Below are 14,826 nucleotides of genomic sequence, written 5' to 3'. Positions count from 1 at the left end.
CGCTAACACCACGGAATGCGCCTGATATCACCGTGTATGGGACGTGATTTTCGACGCTCAGTCGCCTGACTTCGGGTTCCCGGAGCCGAGCCCCGCGTCGCTGGGCGGGCGGAGCACTAGCGCCGCGATCCCCGCGGCGATCGCGAGGCCGCCGCCGAGCGTGAACGTCGTGACCCACCCGGTGGTCGCGACGAGGTAGCCCGTCACGGTCCCGGCGAAGACGCCGCCCCCGATCTTCGCGGTGTACAACACCGCGTAGTTGCCCGAGGAGTGTCTGGCGCCGTAGTAGTCCGCGAGGAGCGCGGGGAAGTAGACGTACAGCGGCGAGGAGAAGAACATCGCCCCCATCACGAGGGCGACGAAGACGATCCCTGCCTGCGCCGAGCCCGCGCCGACGAGCGCGATCCGGAACAGCCCGGCGAGCACGAACGAGACCGCCATCACCCGCTTGCGGTCGAACCGGTCCGACGCCTCGCCCAGAATCATCCGCGAAACGCCGGCGGCGACGGGTAACAGGGTCGCTGCCGCGGTCGCGATCCCCGCCGCCAGTCCGAAGTGTTCGGCGAATCGGACCACGTTCGCGATGACGATGAGGTCGGCACCGGCCGTCGCGATGAACATCGCGTACAGCAGCCAGAACTGCCACGTAGAGAGCATCTCTCGGGTCGTGTACGCGCGACCCCGAAGCGAGGCCGCCAGTCCGCTCTCCCCGTCGCTCCCGTCGTCGCCGTCTCCCGCGTCACCGCTGTCGTCCAGCCCGAGCCAGTCGTCCGGCGGGTCCCGGAGGAGGAACGCGCCGACGAGCAGCACGAAGAGGATAGCGAGGCCGACGTTCCGGAGCACGTCGCTGTAGGCGGCGACCGTCGCGTTCGCGCGGACGTACGGCACCACGAGCGCGCTCCCGCCCGCGAACGCCATCGTCCCGATCCCGGTCGTGAGCCCGGTGCGGTCGGGGAACCACTTGACCGCGGTGTTGACGGCGACGGTGTACACGATGCCGACGCCGACCGCGCCGAGCGAGTACAGCAGGTAGAGCTGCCAGACGCTCGTGGCGTACGCGAGACCGATGTACCCGCCACCGGCGAGTAACGCTGCGAGGAACGTCAGTGCGCCCGGCCCGCGGCTGTCGCGCCACTTTCCGGCCGGGAACTGCGAGAGCGACTGGAAGACGACATAAAAGGAGAACACCGCGCCGAGCGCCGGCAACGCGATGTCGAGGCTATCGGCGAGCGGCTGCTCGATCGACGACCACACGTACTGATACGGGCTCACGGCGGCCATCATCGCCGCGGCCGCGACGATCTGCCACCAGCGGGAGAAGCCGAGAATCTCCGACGCGCGCCCGGCGTAGTTCACGCCGTCGGTGTCGGTGGGCGCATCGTCGGCCGTCAGGTCGCCGCCTGCGACACCGTCCGCGGTGTCGTTTCGGTCGAGACCGTTGTCGGGAGTCGATCCGTCACCCATTGGTACCGTCGGGCCCGCATGAAGGCGTGGTAATGATCATCTGGATGGTGTCGCGGCCGGCGCCAGTCTGCCCACGTCGCGACCGCTGCAATCGTCTCTACTTCACCATCGGCAGACTCATAGATTAAAACGCGTCGTTTGGGAGGTTTTTGCCTCATCGTCGGCGACACGTCTACGACACCGATCGAACCGCACCACGACGGCCCACCGAATCAATCTGAAACCGCCACCTGTATTGTAACTCATTCGATCACTGTCGAAAAAAGACACTATATGGGACCCAGGTGTGTCTTTCTCCAACTCCAAGTGGATAGATAATGATAATCGTCTATCCTGTCGAAAATAGTTAAGAAGAGACCGGTACTATGGTATCTCACGTACGGCCGACCTCGTCTCGAAGCGGCCACTCGCACTACTCACCCATGTCCGCCGACTCAAACTCCGCCGACTCCGACCCCGTCGTACCGACCACCAGAGTATCGCCCCCGGACGGGTCAGGCGGATCATCGTCGCCGTCGACGTCGTCGGTGTCCGGCGCGGCCGGACTGTTCGAGCGCGTGTTGGTCGTCGCGCGCGACGACGAAGCCGGACGCGTAGCAGCCGAAACCGCGGTCGATATCGCCGCGACCCACGGGGCGACCGTCGACGCGCTGTACGTCGTGGACACGACCGAGCACTGGGACATGGTCGTCGAACGCCGCGAGCGCACCGGCGAGGCGCTCGTCGAAGACGTCGAGGGACGCGGCGCGGACCGCGGCGTCGACGTCGAAAAGTGGTTCCGGTACGGCACCGCTCACGAGGAGGTGCTGGACTTCGCCGCCGCACACGGCGTCGATCTCATCGTCGTCGGGTCTGCTCGCCGGACGGGACTCGATCGGCTGCTCCACCCAGAGACGCTCCCCGTCCGCGTCCAGCGCGGTGCCGACGCCCCGGTGATGGTCGTCGGCGGAGACGACCGCTAGCGGCCGACTGTTTGTACCCGCCTCCTCGGTCGCGATGCGGGCTACCGGCGGTATCGACCACCGTGGCCACCGATTAAGTGGGTTGCACCCGTACGGGAGTTGTGACATCTATCGGTATCGTCGGCGCCGGCGCCGGGGGCGTGGCCGCGGCGTTCGTCGTCGCCGACGCGGCTCCCGACGCGGACGTAACGATCTTCGAGAAATCCGGCGGACTGTGCGGCCGTGCGGCGACGCGCAGACACGAGGACCTCACGTACGACTACGGCGCGAACTACCTCAAATCGGACGACGAACGCGTCGTCGAACTGGTCACGGAGACCCTCGACAGCGACGGACTCGTCGACGTCACGGAACCGATCTACGCGTTCGAAGCCGACGACGAGGTGTCGCCCGGCCGGGACGCGGACGACCACAAGTGGAGCTACCGTCAGGGGCTGACCCAGATCGCGAAGCGCCTGCTGGCGCGGACCGACGCGACCGTCCACCGATGGACGCGGATCGAGACGATCCGCCGACTCGATGACGCCGAGGCTCGATGGGAACTCGACGACGCGGACGGCGAGACGTGGGGCCCGTTCGACGCTCTCCTCGTGAACCCGCCAGCGCCGCAGACGGTCGATCTGCTCCGCGACGCCGAGTGGGACGCCCCGCTCCGGGAGACGCTCGTCGACGCGATCGGCGACGTCGAGTACCGGACCGTCTGGACCGCGGTGCTCCACTACCCCTTCGGGATCGACGTCCCGTACTACGGGCTCGTCAACACCGACAAGGAGCATCCGGTCGGCTGGATATCCCGCGAGGAGTGCAAGCCCGGACACGTCCCGGCGGGTGAGACGCTGCTCGTCGTACAGGCGAACCACGAGTGGTCCGTCGCGCACTACGACGACGATCCGGCGGCGAACGTCGCCGCGCTCGCCGACCACGCGGCCGCGATCATGGGTGACGAGCGGCTCGCCGACCCCGACTGGACCGACCACCAAGGATGGCGGTACGCGCAGCCGGAGGCGGGCGTCGACCGAGGGCCGATCGACTCGGCGCGCGAGGAAGGCCTGTATCTGCTCGGCGATTGGGTCGCTGGGGAAGGGCGACTCCACGCCGCGCTCGCGAACGGATTAGACGTGGGCGAGCGCGTCGTCTACGGGCTGTAACGCGGTGGTGTGACCGTCAGACGTTCGAGAAGAAGCGCGAAATCGGTGTGCGGAGCGTTTCCAATGCGGGGCGGTCGGGGTCAGGTTCGGGTGAAGCGGTACTCGAGGGTACCGAATCCGGGAAGCGTGACGTGACGGACCGACCCGCCGTGGCGCCGCACGTGGTCCGCGACCGATCGCGATAGCACGGCGAGAGCGACTCCCCCGGCGACCAGTGCGACCGCGACCACCGGGTACGCGGCAAGGAGGAACGGTAGCGCGAGCAGTGCTGCGAACGCGAGCGATCCCTTCAGCGAGCGCTTCATCGGTGCCGCATCGTGTCCGATCGAGCGGTTCTGCGCCGCCGATCTGAGGTCAGTCGGTTGCATAGTTACGCCGACGAGTCGGACGGGTAAATACCTTTCATATTCTAAATATGTTTTGAGAATTGGTACCACATAGCAATCAATCAGAGAGTCTAAAACGGTTGTTAACGGGGTGTAACTCGTACCATGCTACTAGTTCGACCAATTCTCACTCTTCTGGGGGTTGTCGCAATCTCGTGGGTGCTTCGGGTCGGCGCTCTGCGGTGTTGAACGGGGTCGACAGCGGGGCTATCGATTGGATGGATGACAGATCCAACGGCAGGACCGACGCCAACGTTCTCGACACAGGAACCCGCACCGGTCGGACCGCTGAACCCAGAAATAATCGGAGGGCTTCTCCCGTCTGACCCCTTCCGCTCAGTCATGACCGGAGAGCTGGCGTCGAGCAGGCAAGAAGCCATTCCGTTCTGGACGCTGGTGGCCCTCGCTGCGCTGTACCTGCCCGTGACGCTCGTGGCCGAGACGCTTCTCGATCCGAGCGCTGCAGCAGGTATCGCCGCTCTCGATCCGGTCGCAGCCGTTGGCGGGAGCCTCCTTGCGACTGTCGTCGCTGGGGCGATCTGGACCGCGATCGCGGTTGCCCTCCTCGTGGCGTTTCGAGCCGAACTCGACGCGATGCGGCGCGGAACCGCGTGGCGGCCCCCTGATAAGGGATACCTGATCCTTGCGGTGGGCGCTCTGCTGGCACATCCGGTCAGCGGCCGACCGTTCGTGTTCCTCGTCGTCGCGGGCTACACGCTTCACCGTGGACTGCGAGTTCGGTAGTCCGTCGTCACGTCGGGCCGGAGAACGCGTCGCCACGGGACCGGAAAGCGCGTATTCCGAGTCCGCGCGTTCGGACGCCCATACATTTATTTCATTCCAGAAGAATGTACAGATACGGAGACATACAACTAATGATACGGGACGCTCCCTCCACACAACTGGCGGCAGTCACCGACCCCGAGCGCCGGCGAGTCATAGCCGGACTCGCCGACGGCACCGTTGAGAGGGTCGCGGACCTCATGATTCGCGGCCGCGCCGACGATGTCGCCGCCGAGCTTCGCGAACACCACCTCCCCGCGTTGGAAGCGGCGGGATACATCGAGTGGGACCGAGAGGCTGGCACGATCCGTCCCGGACCGAACTTCGAGGAGGCGGCCGCCCACGTCGCCGACCTCCCCAATCCCGACGGCGAACCGGCCGACGACTGAGTCGATCACACCGCCTCCGAGGCGTTTATGCCCCGTCGCGGGGGACACTCGACATCGCATGGCCGAGCCGATCCTGAAGTGGGCCGGCGGAAAGCGACAACTCCTCGACGAGCTGTACGCTCGATTCCCCGTCACGTACGACCGATACCACGAGCCGTTCGTCGGCGGGGGCGCGCTCTTCTTCGATCTCGAACCGCCGGACGCGACGGTCAACGACGCGAACCCGCGGCTGGTGAACTTCTACGAGCAGGTGCGCGACGAACCGGAGGCGCTCATCGACCGACTCGCGTCGTTCGCTGATCCCGGCACCGATCCAGATCCGGACCTCCCGTTCGCCGAGGAGACGGCCCGCGCCCGCGACGTGGACTCGTACTACTACCAGCAGCGAGCCCGATTTAACCGGCGTCCCTACGAGGGCGAGTTCGATCCGCTCGAAGAGGCGGCGCTCCTCCTGTATCTCAACCGCACCTGCTACAACGGGCTGTACCGCGAGAACGCCGACGGCGGATTCAACGTCCCCGTCGGCCGATACGCGAACCCCGACTGGGTCCAGCGCGATCGGATTCGACGGGCGAGCGACGTGCTCGCGAACGCGACGATCGGTAACGACGACTTCGAGTACGTCTTGGACGCGGCGGAGCCGGGGGATCTCGTGTACTTCGATCCCCCGTACGAGCCGATGAGCGCGACTGCGGGCTTCAACGAGTACAGCGCCGACGGGTTCGACCGCGGGGACCAGCGTCGGCTCCTCGACGTCGTGAGCGCCCTCGACGACGCCGGCGTGTGGGTCGTCCTGAGCAACAGCGGCGTGATGTACGAGCCGTACGCAGAAGCCGGACTCCACGTCGATGTCGAGGGCGCGACCCGCGCGATCAACAGCGACGCCAGCAACCGCGACGAGGTCGACGAGATCGTCGCGACGAACGTGCCGCCGGGCCAGCGTCTCGACGTCGGCCAGCGCGAGCTGCCCGAGTTCTGACTCGGTCGCGGTCGACCCGCCCACGGCGGGCCCGCGGGACGCGGTCGAACAGCGTGCGGCGCGGCGACCGCATGGGGCGGGCTTTTTGAACTCCGCCGCCGAGGGTCCGGTATGACCGATCTCGACATCGACCTCGTCCTCGTTTCCGTCGACGGTAGCGAGGAGTCCCACGAGGCGGTCGACTACGCGATCACGATCGCGGTCGAGTACGGCGCGAGCGTCCACGCCCTGTACGTGCTCGACGAAGACGTGGTCCGCGCCATCGACCACGGCGTCGTCGACACGGCCGACGTGGCAGACGACACCGAGGCGTTCACCGACTCCGTCGCAACGCGCGCCGAGGCCGCCGGCGTCCCCCACAGCAACTCCATCGCTTACGGCTTCTCCACGCAGGTGAAGACCGTCCACCCCGGGAGCGTGGTGCTCGACACCGCCGAGGAGCTCGACTCCGATTTCATCGTCGTTCCCCGCGAGCCCGTCACCGGCGATCCCGGACAGGTGCTCGGGAAAGCGGCCGAGTACGTGCTCCTGTACGCCAGTCAGCCGGTCCTCTCTGTGTGATGGTCGGCGGCCTCTCGCTGCTCCCCGAGGGAACGACGCTCCCGCCCGGCCCGTACCTCGTCGCGGTTCTCCTCGCGGCCGGTGCGGTCGGCCTCGCGCTCCGCAGGCGTCCCCCGACCGTCACCGACCGGCACGTCCTCGCGCTCGCGCCGTGGATCGCGCTCGGGTCGGCCGCCCACGTGCTGTACGTGATAGGCGCCCTCCCGCCGCTCCTCTCGCCGCTCGCCGGCTCGCCGACGGTGTACCTCACGGTGGGGACGCTCGCCGGCGCGACGTGGCTCGGTGCCGACGCGTGGCTCGTCGCCGACTCGGACGGTTCGACGACCGCCGACGCGGCCGACGGGACTGCGAGCGCGGTCGACGCGTCCGCCGACCGCGTCCCGCTCGCGCTCGCGGCCGTCGGGACGGCGCTCCTGCTTCCGGTCGTCGCGGCCGCGCTCGCGGACGGGGTCTCCTCAACCGGCGCGCGCTGGTCGACGGTCGCGCTCGTCGCGACGGGTCCGATCGCCGCGGCCGTCTGGGTCGGCCTCACTCGGTTCCGTCCCGAAGTGGCCGTCACCGGTTCGGTCGGCGCTCTGACGGTGTTCGGCCACGCGCTCGACGGAATCTCGACCGCGATCGGCACGAGCCAGCTCGGCTTCGGCGAGCGCACGCCGCTTTCGCGGCTCCTCTTGGAGTTCGAGTGGCTGCCGTCGGTGCCGGTGCTCGGTGAGGGGTGGCTGTTCGTGCTCGTCAAGCTCGCGGTCGCGACTCTCGTCGTCTGGCTGTTCGCGGCGTACGTCCGCGAGACGCCAGCGGAGGGGTACCTCCTGTTGGGATTCGTCGCCGCGGTCGGGCTCGGACCCGCGGTACACAACCTGCTTCTCTTTTCCGTCGCCGCGTAACGGACTGGGAACCCACAGATATCGTCCGTCCCTCGAGTCACGACCGCGACACCGGTTCTCGTCCGCGACACCGGTTCTCGTCCGCGACACCGGTTCTCGTCCGCGACGACGGTTCTCGTCCGCGACGACGGTTCTCGTCGGGCCGCCGTCGACCGCTTCCGTTTATAAGACGGCGATCGCGAATCCGACGGCAACGCCACCCAACAAGACCGCCTGTGCGAACGAGCTGGCGAGGACGCCGACCACCGCGTAGGCCGACCGCCGGAGGGCGACCCGCGGCTCGCCGATGTCCTCGTAGAGGCTGGCGAGAAAGACGGTGCCGCCGACCCCGACGACGAGGCCGATCGGGCCCACCACGAACAGCAGCGCGACCCCCACCAGCGTACCGACGACGAGGGTCCGCGTCGATGCGCCGCCGAGCGTTCCGGAGAGTATGCCCGACAGCAGTTCCACGGCGGAGGCCAAAAGCGAGACGAGAACGAGCGCGAGCAGCACGGTGAGGCTCGGCTCGGTGAAGCCGGTGGTGTACCCGTATCCGACGACGGTCAGCGCTGCGAGGACGCCGCTCGGAACGAACGGAACGAACGAGCTGGCCGTCCAGACGACGAGCAGTACGATCGCCGCTTCGGCCGCGGGAAAAGCCATGTGACACTATCGTCACGCGGATTCAAAACGGTTCGTTCGTCGGGGCCGTTTGGCGGCCCGCCTCGTCGCGAACGACCGGACCGAGAGAAACGAAATCGAGTTGACGCCGCGCTCAGTCCTCTTCCTCGACGACTTCCGGGTCCTCGATGGCCGACTGCAGCGAGTCCAGCCCGTTGACCCACTCGGAGACGAGCCCGTACTCCAGGTCGTCGACGAGCTCGATGTCGAGCGGTTCGCCGTCGATGATACGCGTACCGGCCTGCACGACGTAGCCGAGCGCGGCGTCGAGGTCCTCGTCGGCCTCGGCGTCGGCGGCCGCGTGCACGAACTCGGTGACGTCGCCCTCGACGACGCCGCCGACGACGTACTCCTCGGCCGCGTAGAACACGGGTACGAGCGAGGTCTGAACGCCGTCGATCAGCATGAGCTTGTCCTCGTCGTCGAACGCGACCTCGGCGAGGACGATCTCGCGGATGTCTCGGATCTCCTCGACGGCGCGCTCCTCGCCGATGCGCTCTTCATCGAACGCCGCGAGCACCTTGACGACGGCGATAGCGGCGTCGTCTTGGAGGTTTAACAGGAGTCGAGCGGAGTCCTCGTTCTCGGGGTCGAGCTCCTCCTCCTTCAGCCGGTCGAGCCAGTTCTGCCAGCGTTCGTCGGTATAGAACGTTTCAACGGCGTCGTCGTCGGTCATGTGCGGTACGTCGCCCGGCCAACTCAAATGCCTTTCCTATCGATCGCCGCGCGAGACGGTTTCGCACCCGCTCACCGGCGAGATTCGACGGATCGGTTCGTGGAGGCGTCCGATGATTCGGTTCCGACGCGACCGCGGGGTCGGGAGCGATCGGCTCCGGTCACGCTATTGGGTGGCCCTATCCGCGGTCACGTCATCGGGGTGGACCCCACGTCGGGATTGCTTCGAGCAAACGCCACCAACCGGTCGACGTACGACTCGAACGGCGGCACCGCGATCCCCGTCCCGTCCAACGCCTCGCGCGTCTCCGGACAGCGATACCGGGCGGGGTGATCGAGGTAATCGATCGTCGCCGGGTCCACACGGACCGACAGCCGCGAGAGGAGTCGGCTCGCCGTTTTCGCGACCGCCGTGGGTACCGGTACGCTCACCGTCCGGTGACCGACGGCGGCGGCCAGCGCGTCCACGAACGCGGGGACGGTACGAGGGTCGGAGTCACACAGCTGGTACACTTCTCCGACGGTGTCCGGCCGACCGCTCAGCTCCGCGACGGCGTCGACGACGAAGTCGCGCGGGACGACGTTGAGTTCGGTCTCTCGGGACCCCGGAAGCGAGGGGACGATCGAGAGCCGCGCGGGCTGCGCGAGGAGCAACCGAAGGAGGTTGTACGGTCCGTCGAACTTGTCGGTCTCGCCGGTTCGGCTGTCGCCGACCGCGATGGCCGGTCGGTAGACGGTGGCCGGGAGCCCCGCGTCCATTCGTTCCCGGACTGCGACCTCGGCGCGGTACTTCGTCGATTCGTAGTGGTTGTTGAACGACTGGCCTTCCCTGAGGTGGGACTCCGTGAACACGCCGTCGTACCGACCGCTCACGTAACACGTGCTCACGTAGTGAAACCGGTCGACGTCGACCCGCTCGGCCGCGTCGAGCACGTGGTCGGTGCCGCGGACGTTCACCGCCTCCGCGACGTCGGGGTCCACGCCGAGATCGTACACCGCCGCGAGGTGATAACACTCGGTGACGCCGGCGAGCCGACCCGGGTCGTCGAGCGCGGCGCCGACGCCCAGACCTCGTGCCGTGATGTCTCCCTCGTACAGGTGGATCGCGGACTCGTCCCCACCGTCGACAGCCGCGACGATGGCTCGGGCGCGTTCCTCGGCGAGCTCACGGTAGCGCGGCTGTATCAGACACGCGACCGGACCGTCGCCGCGAGCGAGCACCCGACGGAGGAGCGCCGATCCGAGAAAGCCCGGAAACCCGGTGAACAGGACGTTCGGGGGCGGCGTTTCGGCGGCGGTCACGGTTTCGACTCCGGCGTCAACTCCGCGAGCGTCGCCTCGGTATCGATGTCGTACACGGCGGCGGGCGTCTCGACGTGGGCGCGGCGCACCGCCTCGTCGCGGCCGTTGTCGAGCAGCCAGCGGACCCGGCGCGGGACCGTCTTCGGCCCGAGCACCATTCCGGGCTTCTCGGGGTCGTCGACGAAGTCCGTCTCCATCAGGAACGGCTTCCCCGACTCGGCGGCGCGTTCGAGCCTGTCCTTCTCGCTCATCACGCTCGGTGTCACGCCCGTAAGCCGCCCCTCGGCGTAGTGTTTCACCACTCGCGCCGGGTCGAGTCCAACCTCTTCGGCGGCGCTCGCGAGGTCCCTCAGGTCCTCGGTCGCCTCCGTGTGGAGCTGGACGGCGCAGTCGAGCGCGGCCCCCAGCTCGAACGCCCGGCGGGTCACGGCGTTGGAGGCGTTCCAGACCGCGTCGCTCACCTCGTAGTGGGGGCGCCCGGACTTGAGCGCGAGCGCTTGGCCGTCAGCGACGTACTCGCTCGCGACCTCGATACCGCCGCACATCAGGTCGCGGGCCGCCTCCGGGGAGCAGCCCCGCTCGTCGACGAGCCGACTTATCAGTCCGGGGTGGACGCCGAGCACGGGCCACGCTCGCCCCGGAAGGACTTCGTTCGCGGCCGCGACGGCGTCGATCGTCTCCTCGAAGACGGGGCGAAAGTCGGCGGGCTCGTCGGGCTCGACGCCGAGGTGCCACGACGGCTTGTTCACCACGAGCAGGTGGGTGCCGCCGAGCCGGACGAACTCCTCGACGGCCTCGACCCCGCGGCCGTGACGCGGATCGAGGTGGAGGTGGTTGTCGAGCACCGGCGTGTCGAGCTCATCGATCATACCCGTGCACACGGTCGGCGGGCGCATATAAATCACGCCTCCGTTTGCGAGTTCGATCGGCGGCGGAAAGCCTCAAATCGCGGCCGACCGAATCGTCTCTATGGCGTCCCGACTCGCGATCGTCGGCCTCGTCGCCGTCGGCGTCCTCCTGATGGCGAACCCGCTGTACCTCCCGGTGACGATCGGCGAGGCCGACGTCGTGTACACCCACACGGTCCAGCCGGCTGGCGGCGGATCGCCGCTTGCCGACGGCCACATCGTCCCGGACGCGCCCGACGCGGACGACGGCGATACGGTCGCGTACGAGTCCCTCGACGCCGACGCCCGCGCGGCGTTCGATCGGGCCCGCGACGCGTCCGGGGGCGGGTTCAGCGTGGCGGATCCGACCGAGCGCGTGGACTCGCTGTCGTACCCCGCCGAGCCGACCCGGGGCGACGGGCTGTTGATCGTCGAGCGCGAGGGCGAGCGATACGAGTTCTGGACCAGGTCGATCGAGCAGGAGTCCACCGCCGTGATCGCCCAGCGGGCCGTCGTCCAGCCGGTCGCGTTCCTCGCGGGCTTTCTCTCCGTGGTCGCTGCGGTCGCGCTCGGCGCGCGAGGGCGGCTCTCAAGCGACTGATACCTGTGAGTTCCGACTCAGTCCGCCAGCTCCGGCTGTCCGACTGGCCTCGGGGCGTCGCCGGTTTCGATGGCGCGCCGCGTCGACTCGTCGATCTCAACGAGGTGACAGAGGGGATTTCCGGGATACACGACCGGGTTCTCGAGGAGGCCGATAAGGAGGCCGGTGAAGGGGGCTTTGATCGCGACGGCATCCTCCTTGAACGGGTTGGTGATGGTCGCGATGCGGTCGCCCTCGCGGACGAGCGATCCGCTCTCGTAGTGCGTGTCGACGATGCCGCCGGAGTCGGCGCGCAGCCACGTCTTCTCGCCTGCGCCCGCCACGATCGTACGCCAGCCGGGCCATCGGACCGTGTCGGTGGTGAGGAGGCCGTACTCCGCGAAGATGGATCGAACGCCCGCGAGCGCGTCGTCGATGAGTTCCCGCTGGAAGCGGTGCGCCTCTCCCATCTCTATCGTGATCGTCGGGATTCCGTCCGCGGTCGCCTCCCCGCGGAGGGTACCGGCGGGCCCGTCGCTGTCGATTATCACCTTCGAGCCGAACGCCATCGCGAGCCGGTGGACTCCCTCATCGGTCATGTCCGCGCGGACGTGGAGCATGTTCGTCCGCCCGCGGGTCGAGGTGTGGAAGTCGAGCCCGAAGTCGCACGGCGCGATAAAGTTCGAGTAGATCTGGTGGGCCATCCGGTTCGAGCTGGTCGAGCCGGGCCTGCCGGGGAACGACCGGTTCAGGTCGCGATCGTAGACGGGAAGGTACCGCTGTTGGGCGATGAATCCCGGGACGTTGAGCACGGGGAGACAGACGAGCGTGCCGGCCAACTCGGAGAGGTCCCACTCGTGGGCGACCTCGCGGACGACTTCGATGCCGTTCAGTTCGTCGCCGTGGGCGGCCGCCGTGAGGAACACGGTCGGGCCGTCGCGCTCGCCGTTGACTATCGTGACCGGGATCCGGACCGGGTCGCCGAGGTACGTCTCGCTGATGCCGTAGCGGATGTTCTGCGTCTCGCCGGGCTGCACCGCGCCGCCGTTGTACGTAAACACCCGGTCGTCGCTCATGCCACAGCGGAGCGCGGCGGTAGGTATATATATGACGACCTGCGACCGTCGAGACTGGAAGCACTTCACGCGGCCGAATGTGAAATCGTTTCACACCGCCGGTCCGCGATCGGGCGACCTTTTAGGGGGGCCTACGCACGTGCATCTATGAGTTCGGATCCGGTACGGGTGGGAGTGCTGTCGTTACACAACAGCAAGGAAACGAAGGCGATCTGCAACGCGATCGAGGGCCTCGGTCACGAACCGGTGTGGCTCCGTGAGGAGAACGCCGCGATCAGCGTCGAGGACGGCGACGTCTCTGTCGAGCCGCCGGTCGACGTCATCGCCAACCGTCTCCTGTTGTCGAACACCGACCAGCCCGCTGAGCTGCTCGGGTTAGCGGCCACGTTCGAGCGGATCCGGCCGATGCTTAACGAGCCGGACGCGGTGCTCGCGTCGATTCACAAGTTCGCGACGGCCGCGACGCTCGCCGACTGGAACATCCGCGTGCCGGACGCCCTCCTCGCGCTGTCGAACGATCGACTCAACGAGGGTCGAGAGCGCTTCGGCGAGGTGGGTGTTTATAAGACGGCGATCGGCACCCACGGCGGCGGGACGTGGAAGGTCGACCTCACCGAACGGGTGAATCCGAAAGTCGGCAACCGCCAGGCGTTCCTCCAGCGGCTCATCGACCGCGACGACGAGGAGCACCGAGACCTGCGCGTGTACATCGTCGGCGACGAGATCGTCGGCTCGATGTACCGCTACGCGCCCGAAGGCGACTGGCGCACCAACGTCGCGCTCGGCGGCGCGGTCGAGGACGCGACCGACGACATGCCCGAAGAGGCGGCTGAGACCGCGCTCTACGCGGCCGACGTGATGGATCTCGACTACGCCGGCGTCGACCTCGTCGAGGGGTACGACGGCTGGTACGTGCTCGAAGTGAACCCGACGGCCGGATTCAAGGGGCTGTTCGAGGCGACCGGCACGAGCCCCGCCCCGCACATCGCGAAGCTCGCGATCGAAACGGTCGACGGCGAGGTGGACGACGACGACGTCGAGCGCCTCGCGGCGACGCTCGACGACTCGCGGCCATCCTGTGCACCGATCCCGAAAAAGAACACCTCCGAGCAGCCCGATATCGGCTACATCGAGGAGGTCGTCGTCACCGGTACCTCCGGGTCGACGCAGGCGCTCGCGAAGTCCGACACGGGAGCGACTCGGACGAGCATCGACACCCAGCTGGCCGCCGAGATCGGCGCCGGCCCCATAAAGAGCATGACGCGCGTGAAATCCGGGAGCATGAAGGGCGGGAAAGCGCGCCCGGTCGTCGACCTCGTGATCGGTATCGGCGGCAACCAGCACACCGTCACCGCGAGCGTCGAGGACCGCGGGCACATGGAGTACCCCCTCCTCCTCGGTCGCGACATTCTCACCGACTACCGGGTCGACGTCCGGCGACGCGCCGACACCGACGAGGCGAAGCGCGAGGAAAGCGACGAGATCCTCGAAGAGGAGTAGACCCCCAACCGGTCGGACGATCGCGACGCTCCGAGGGACACGGTAGCGATATCGGACTACGTCACTGCCGTACAATCGCGACGGACAGCCCTTGTCGGACAGTACTAGCCGGACAGTACTAGCCGGACAGCTCGCGTTTGGCGCGCCGAGCGCGCTCCGACATCTCCTCGTTGCCCTCGACGTCGGCGAGGGTCTCGACCGCCTCCAGGTTGCGAACCGAGTCGTCGAGGAAGGAGAGCACGTCGCCGGTGTACGCGTACACCATGTAGTCGTCCGTCATCACGTCGACGATCGCCTGCGGGCCGAGGCCCTCCGCGCGGAGTTCGAGGACGTAGTGCATGAACTTCCGCTCCGGGCAGCCGCAGTAGGGGTTCGCTTGACAGTCGCAGTCGAGGAAGTCCTCGGCGAAGTCTAAGATTCGGTCGCGCGTCGTCGAGTCGAGCTTCGAGAGACCGTCACCGCTGTAGAGGATATCGAGGGTCGCGCCGGCGAACGCTCCCTTCGGAATGCTCGTCTCCAGCTGCGATGAGAGCTGACGGTGGTTCTTCACGTAGATCTTGTCGGTGAACGCCACGGATTGTCTCCTG

The 14,826-nt window shown here is 67.5% G+C and carries 17 protein-coding genes; 9 read left to right on the top strand and 8 right to left on the bottom strand.

Annotated elements, in window-relative coordinates; all coding sequences use genetic code 11:
* Positions 1-57 precede the first annotated feature (57 nt).
* Complete coding sequence (locus ACNSN4_RS15800; protein ID WP_418286798.1) at positions 58-1,464, bottom strand: MFS transporter; 1,407 nt, start codon at positions 1,462-1,464, stop codon at positions 58-60.
* Between the two features lie 527 nt (positions 1,465-1,991).
* On the opposite strand from ACNSN4_RS15800, the gene ACNSN4_RS15795 reads away from it, so the two are divergent.
* On the top strand, positions 1,992-2,426 hold the full coding sequence (locus ACNSN4_RS15795) for a universal stress protein (protein WP_418286797.1): 435 nt from the start codon (positions 1,992-1,994) through the stop codon (positions 2,424-2,426).
* A 101-nt stretch (positions 2,427-2,527) separates the two neighbouring features.
* Positions 2,528-3,574: an NAD(P)/FAD-dependent oxidoreductase gene (locus ACNSN4_RS15790; RefSeq protein WP_418286796.1), complete on the top strand. Its 1,047-nt coding sequence runs from the start codon at positions 2,528-2,530 to the stop codon at positions 3,572-3,574.
* A gap of 80 nt (positions 3,575-3,654) precedes the next feature.
* Here the strand turns inward: ACNSN4_RS15790 and ACNSN4_RS15785 are convergent, their stop codons facing one another.
* A complete protein-coding gene (locus tag ACNSN4_RS15785) occupies positions 3,655-3,942 on the bottom strand; it encodes a hypothetical protein (RefSeq protein WP_418286795.1) in 288 nt (95 codons plus the stop codon).
* Between the two features lie 360 nt (positions 3,943-4,302).
* Between ACNSN4_RS15785 and ACNSN4_RS15780 the strand changes: the two genes are divergently transcribed.
* From ACNSN4_RS15780 to ACNSN4_RS15760, 5 genes are all read left to right on the top strand, one after another.
* Positions 4,303-4,704 carry an abortive infection protein gene (locus ACNSN4_RS15780; RefSeq protein ID WP_418286794.1) on the top strand — a complete coding sequence of 134 codons (402 nt, stop codon included), beginning with the start codon at positions 4,303-4,305 and terminating at the stop codon, positions 4,702-4,704.
* Positions 4,705-4,835: 131 nt separating this feature from the next.
* The gene (locus ACNSN4_RS15775) at positions 4,836-5,132 is read left to right on the top strand and encodes a hypothetical protein (protein WP_418286793.1); all 297 of its coding nucleotides are present in this window, start codon (positions 4,836-4,838) and stop codon (positions 5,130-5,132) included.
* Between the two features lie 58 nt (positions 5,133-5,190).
* Entirely contained in the window at positions 5,191-6,111 is a 921-nt protein-coding gene (locus ACNSN4_RS15770; RefSeq protein WP_418286792.1) for a DNA adenine methylase, read from the top strand.
* 111 nt (positions 6,112-6,222) lie between these two features.
* Complete coding sequence (locus ACNSN4_RS15765) at positions 6,223-6,672, top strand: universal stress protein (protein WP_418286791.1); 450 nt, start codon at positions 6,223-6,225, stop codon at positions 6,670-6,672.
* Positions 6,672-7,556, top strand: coding sequence for a DUF63 family protein (locus ACNSN4_RS15760; protein ID WP_418286790.1), 885 nt, complete (start codon positions 6,672-6,674; stop codon positions 7,554-7,556). The genes ACNSN4_RS15765 and ACNSN4_RS15760 overlap by 1 nt, the downstream gene beginning before the upstream one ends.
* 162 nt (positions 7,557-7,718) lie before the next feature.
* Here the strand turns inward: ACNSN4_RS15760 and ACNSN4_RS15755 are convergent, their stop codons facing one another.
* From ACNSN4_RS15755 to ACNSN4_RS15740, 4 genes are all read right to left on the bottom strand, one after another.
* Complete coding sequence (locus ACNSN4_RS15755) at positions 7,719-8,201, bottom strand: DUF456 family protein (protein WP_418286789.1); 483 nt, start codon at positions 8,199-8,201, stop codon at positions 7,719-7,721.
* Positions 8,202-8,313: 112 nt separating this feature from the next.
* Positions 8,314-8,895, bottom strand: a complete 582-nt coding sequence (locus ACNSN4_RS15750) for a DUF2150 family protein (RefSeq protein WP_418286788.1) — start codon at positions 8,893-8,895, stop codon at positions 8,314-8,316.
* Positions 8,896-9,083: 188 nt separating this feature from the next.
* Complete coding sequence (locus tag ACNSN4_RS15745) at positions 9,084-10,196, bottom strand: SDR family oxidoreductase (RefSeq protein WP_418286787.1); 1,113 nt, start codon at positions 10,194-10,196, stop codon at positions 9,084-9,086.
* Positions 10,193-11,065 (bottom strand): TatD family hydrolase, encoded by an 873-nt coding sequence (locus ACNSN4_RS15740; RefSeq protein WP_418286786.1) that lies wholly within the window; start codon positions 11,063-11,065, stop codon positions 10,193-10,195. The genes ACNSN4_RS15745 and ACNSN4_RS15740 overlap by 4 nt, the downstream gene beginning before the upstream one ends.
* Positions 11,066-11,165: 100 nt before the next feature.
* On the opposite strand from ACNSN4_RS15740, the gene ACNSN4_RS15735 reads away from it, so the two are divergent.
* Positions 11,166-11,684, top strand: a complete 519-nt coding sequence (locus ACNSN4_RS15735; RefSeq protein ID WP_418286785.1) for a DUF7979 domain-containing protein — start codon at positions 11,166-11,168, stop codon at positions 11,682-11,684.
* A 17-nt stretch (positions 11,685-11,701) separates the two neighbouring features.
* Here ACNSN4_RS15735 and ACNSN4_RS15730 read toward each other — a convergent pair whose 3' ends face one another.
* Complete coding sequence (locus tag ACNSN4_RS15730) at positions 11,702-12,739, bottom strand: succinylglutamate desuccinylase/aspartoacylase family protein (RefSeq protein WP_418286784.1); 1,038 nt, start codon at positions 12,737-12,739, stop codon at positions 11,702-11,704.
* Between the two features lie 147 nt (positions 12,740-12,886).
* Between ACNSN4_RS15730 and ACNSN4_RS15725 the strand changes: the two genes are divergently transcribed.
* Entirely contained in the window at positions 12,887-14,239 is a 1,353-nt protein-coding gene (locus ACNSN4_RS15725; protein ID WP_418286783.1) for a putative ATP-dependent zinc protease, read from the top strand.
* Between the two features lie 118 nt (positions 14,240-14,357).
* On the opposite strand, the gene ACNSN4_RS15720 is transcribed toward ACNSN4_RS15725, so the two are convergent.
* Positions 14,358-14,813 carry a DUF5814 domain-containing protein gene (locus ACNSN4_RS15720; RefSeq protein WP_418286782.1) on the bottom strand — a complete coding sequence of 152 codons (456 nt, stop codon included), beginning with the start codon at positions 14,811-14,813 and terminating at the stop codon, positions 14,358-14,360.
* Positions 14,814-14,826: the final 13 nt, after the last annotated feature.

It is taken from the genome of Halorubrum marinum (assembly GCF_048381195.1).
In the GTDB taxonomy this organism is placed as follows: Archaea; Halobacteriota; Halobacteria; order Halobacteriales; family Haloferacaceae; genus Halorubrum.
Note: the sequence above shows the minus strand (reverse complement) of the source record. Positions and strands in the feature narration are given on the sequence as shown.

Coding starts and splice junctions, on each gene's coding strand:
- ACNSN4_RS15740 (WP_418286786.1), bottom strand. CDS start 11,065: ATGATCGATGAGCTCGACACGCCGGTGCTCGACAACCACCTCCACCTC.
- ACNSN4_RS15730 (WP_418286784.1), bottom strand. CDS start 12,739: ATGAGCGACGACCGGGTGTTTACGTACAACGGCGGCGCGGTGCAGCCC.
- ACNSN4_RS15765 (WP_418286791.1), top strand. CDS start 6,223: ATGACCGATCTCGACATCGACCTCGTCCTCGTTTCCGTCGACGGTAGC.
- ACNSN4_RS15750 (WP_418286788.1), bottom strand. CDS start 8,895: ATGACCGACGACGACGCCGTTGAAACGTTCTATACCGACGAACGCTGG.
- ACNSN4_RS15755 (WP_418286789.1), bottom strand. CDS start 8,201: ATGGCTTTTCCCGCGGCCGAAGCGGCGATCGTACTGCTCGTCGTCTGG.
- ACNSN4_RS15770 (WP_418286792.1), top strand. CDS start 5,191: ATGGCCGAGCCGATCCTGAAGTGGGCCGGCGGAAAGCGACAACTCCTC.
- ACNSN4_RS15760 (WP_418286790.1), top strand. CDS start 6,672: ATGGTCGGCGGCCTCTCGCTGCTCCCCGAGGGAACGACGCTCCCGCCC.
- ACNSN4_RS15735 (WP_418286785.1), top strand. CDS start 11,166: ATGGCGTCCCGACTCGCGATCGTCGGCCTCGTCGCCGTCGGCGTCCTC.
- ACNSN4_RS15725 (WP_418286783.1), top strand. CDS start 12,887: ATGAGTTCGGATCCGGTACGGGTGGGAGTGCTGTCGTTACACAACAGC.
- ACNSN4_RS15775 (WP_418286793.1), top strand. CDS start 4,836: ATGATACGGGACGCTCCCTCCACACAACTGGCGGCAGTCACCGACCCC.
- ACNSN4_RS15780 (WP_418286794.1), top strand. CDS start 4,303: ATGACCGGAGAGCTGGCGTCGAGCAGGCAAGAAGCCATTCCGTTCTGG.
- ACNSN4_RS15785 (WP_418286795.1), bottom strand. CDS start 3,942: ATGCAACCGACTGACCTCAGATCGGCGGCGCAGAACCGCTCGATCGGA.
- ACNSN4_RS15800 (WP_418286798.1), bottom strand. CDS start 1,464: ATGGGTGACGGATCGACTCCCGACAACGGTCTCGACCGAAACGACACC.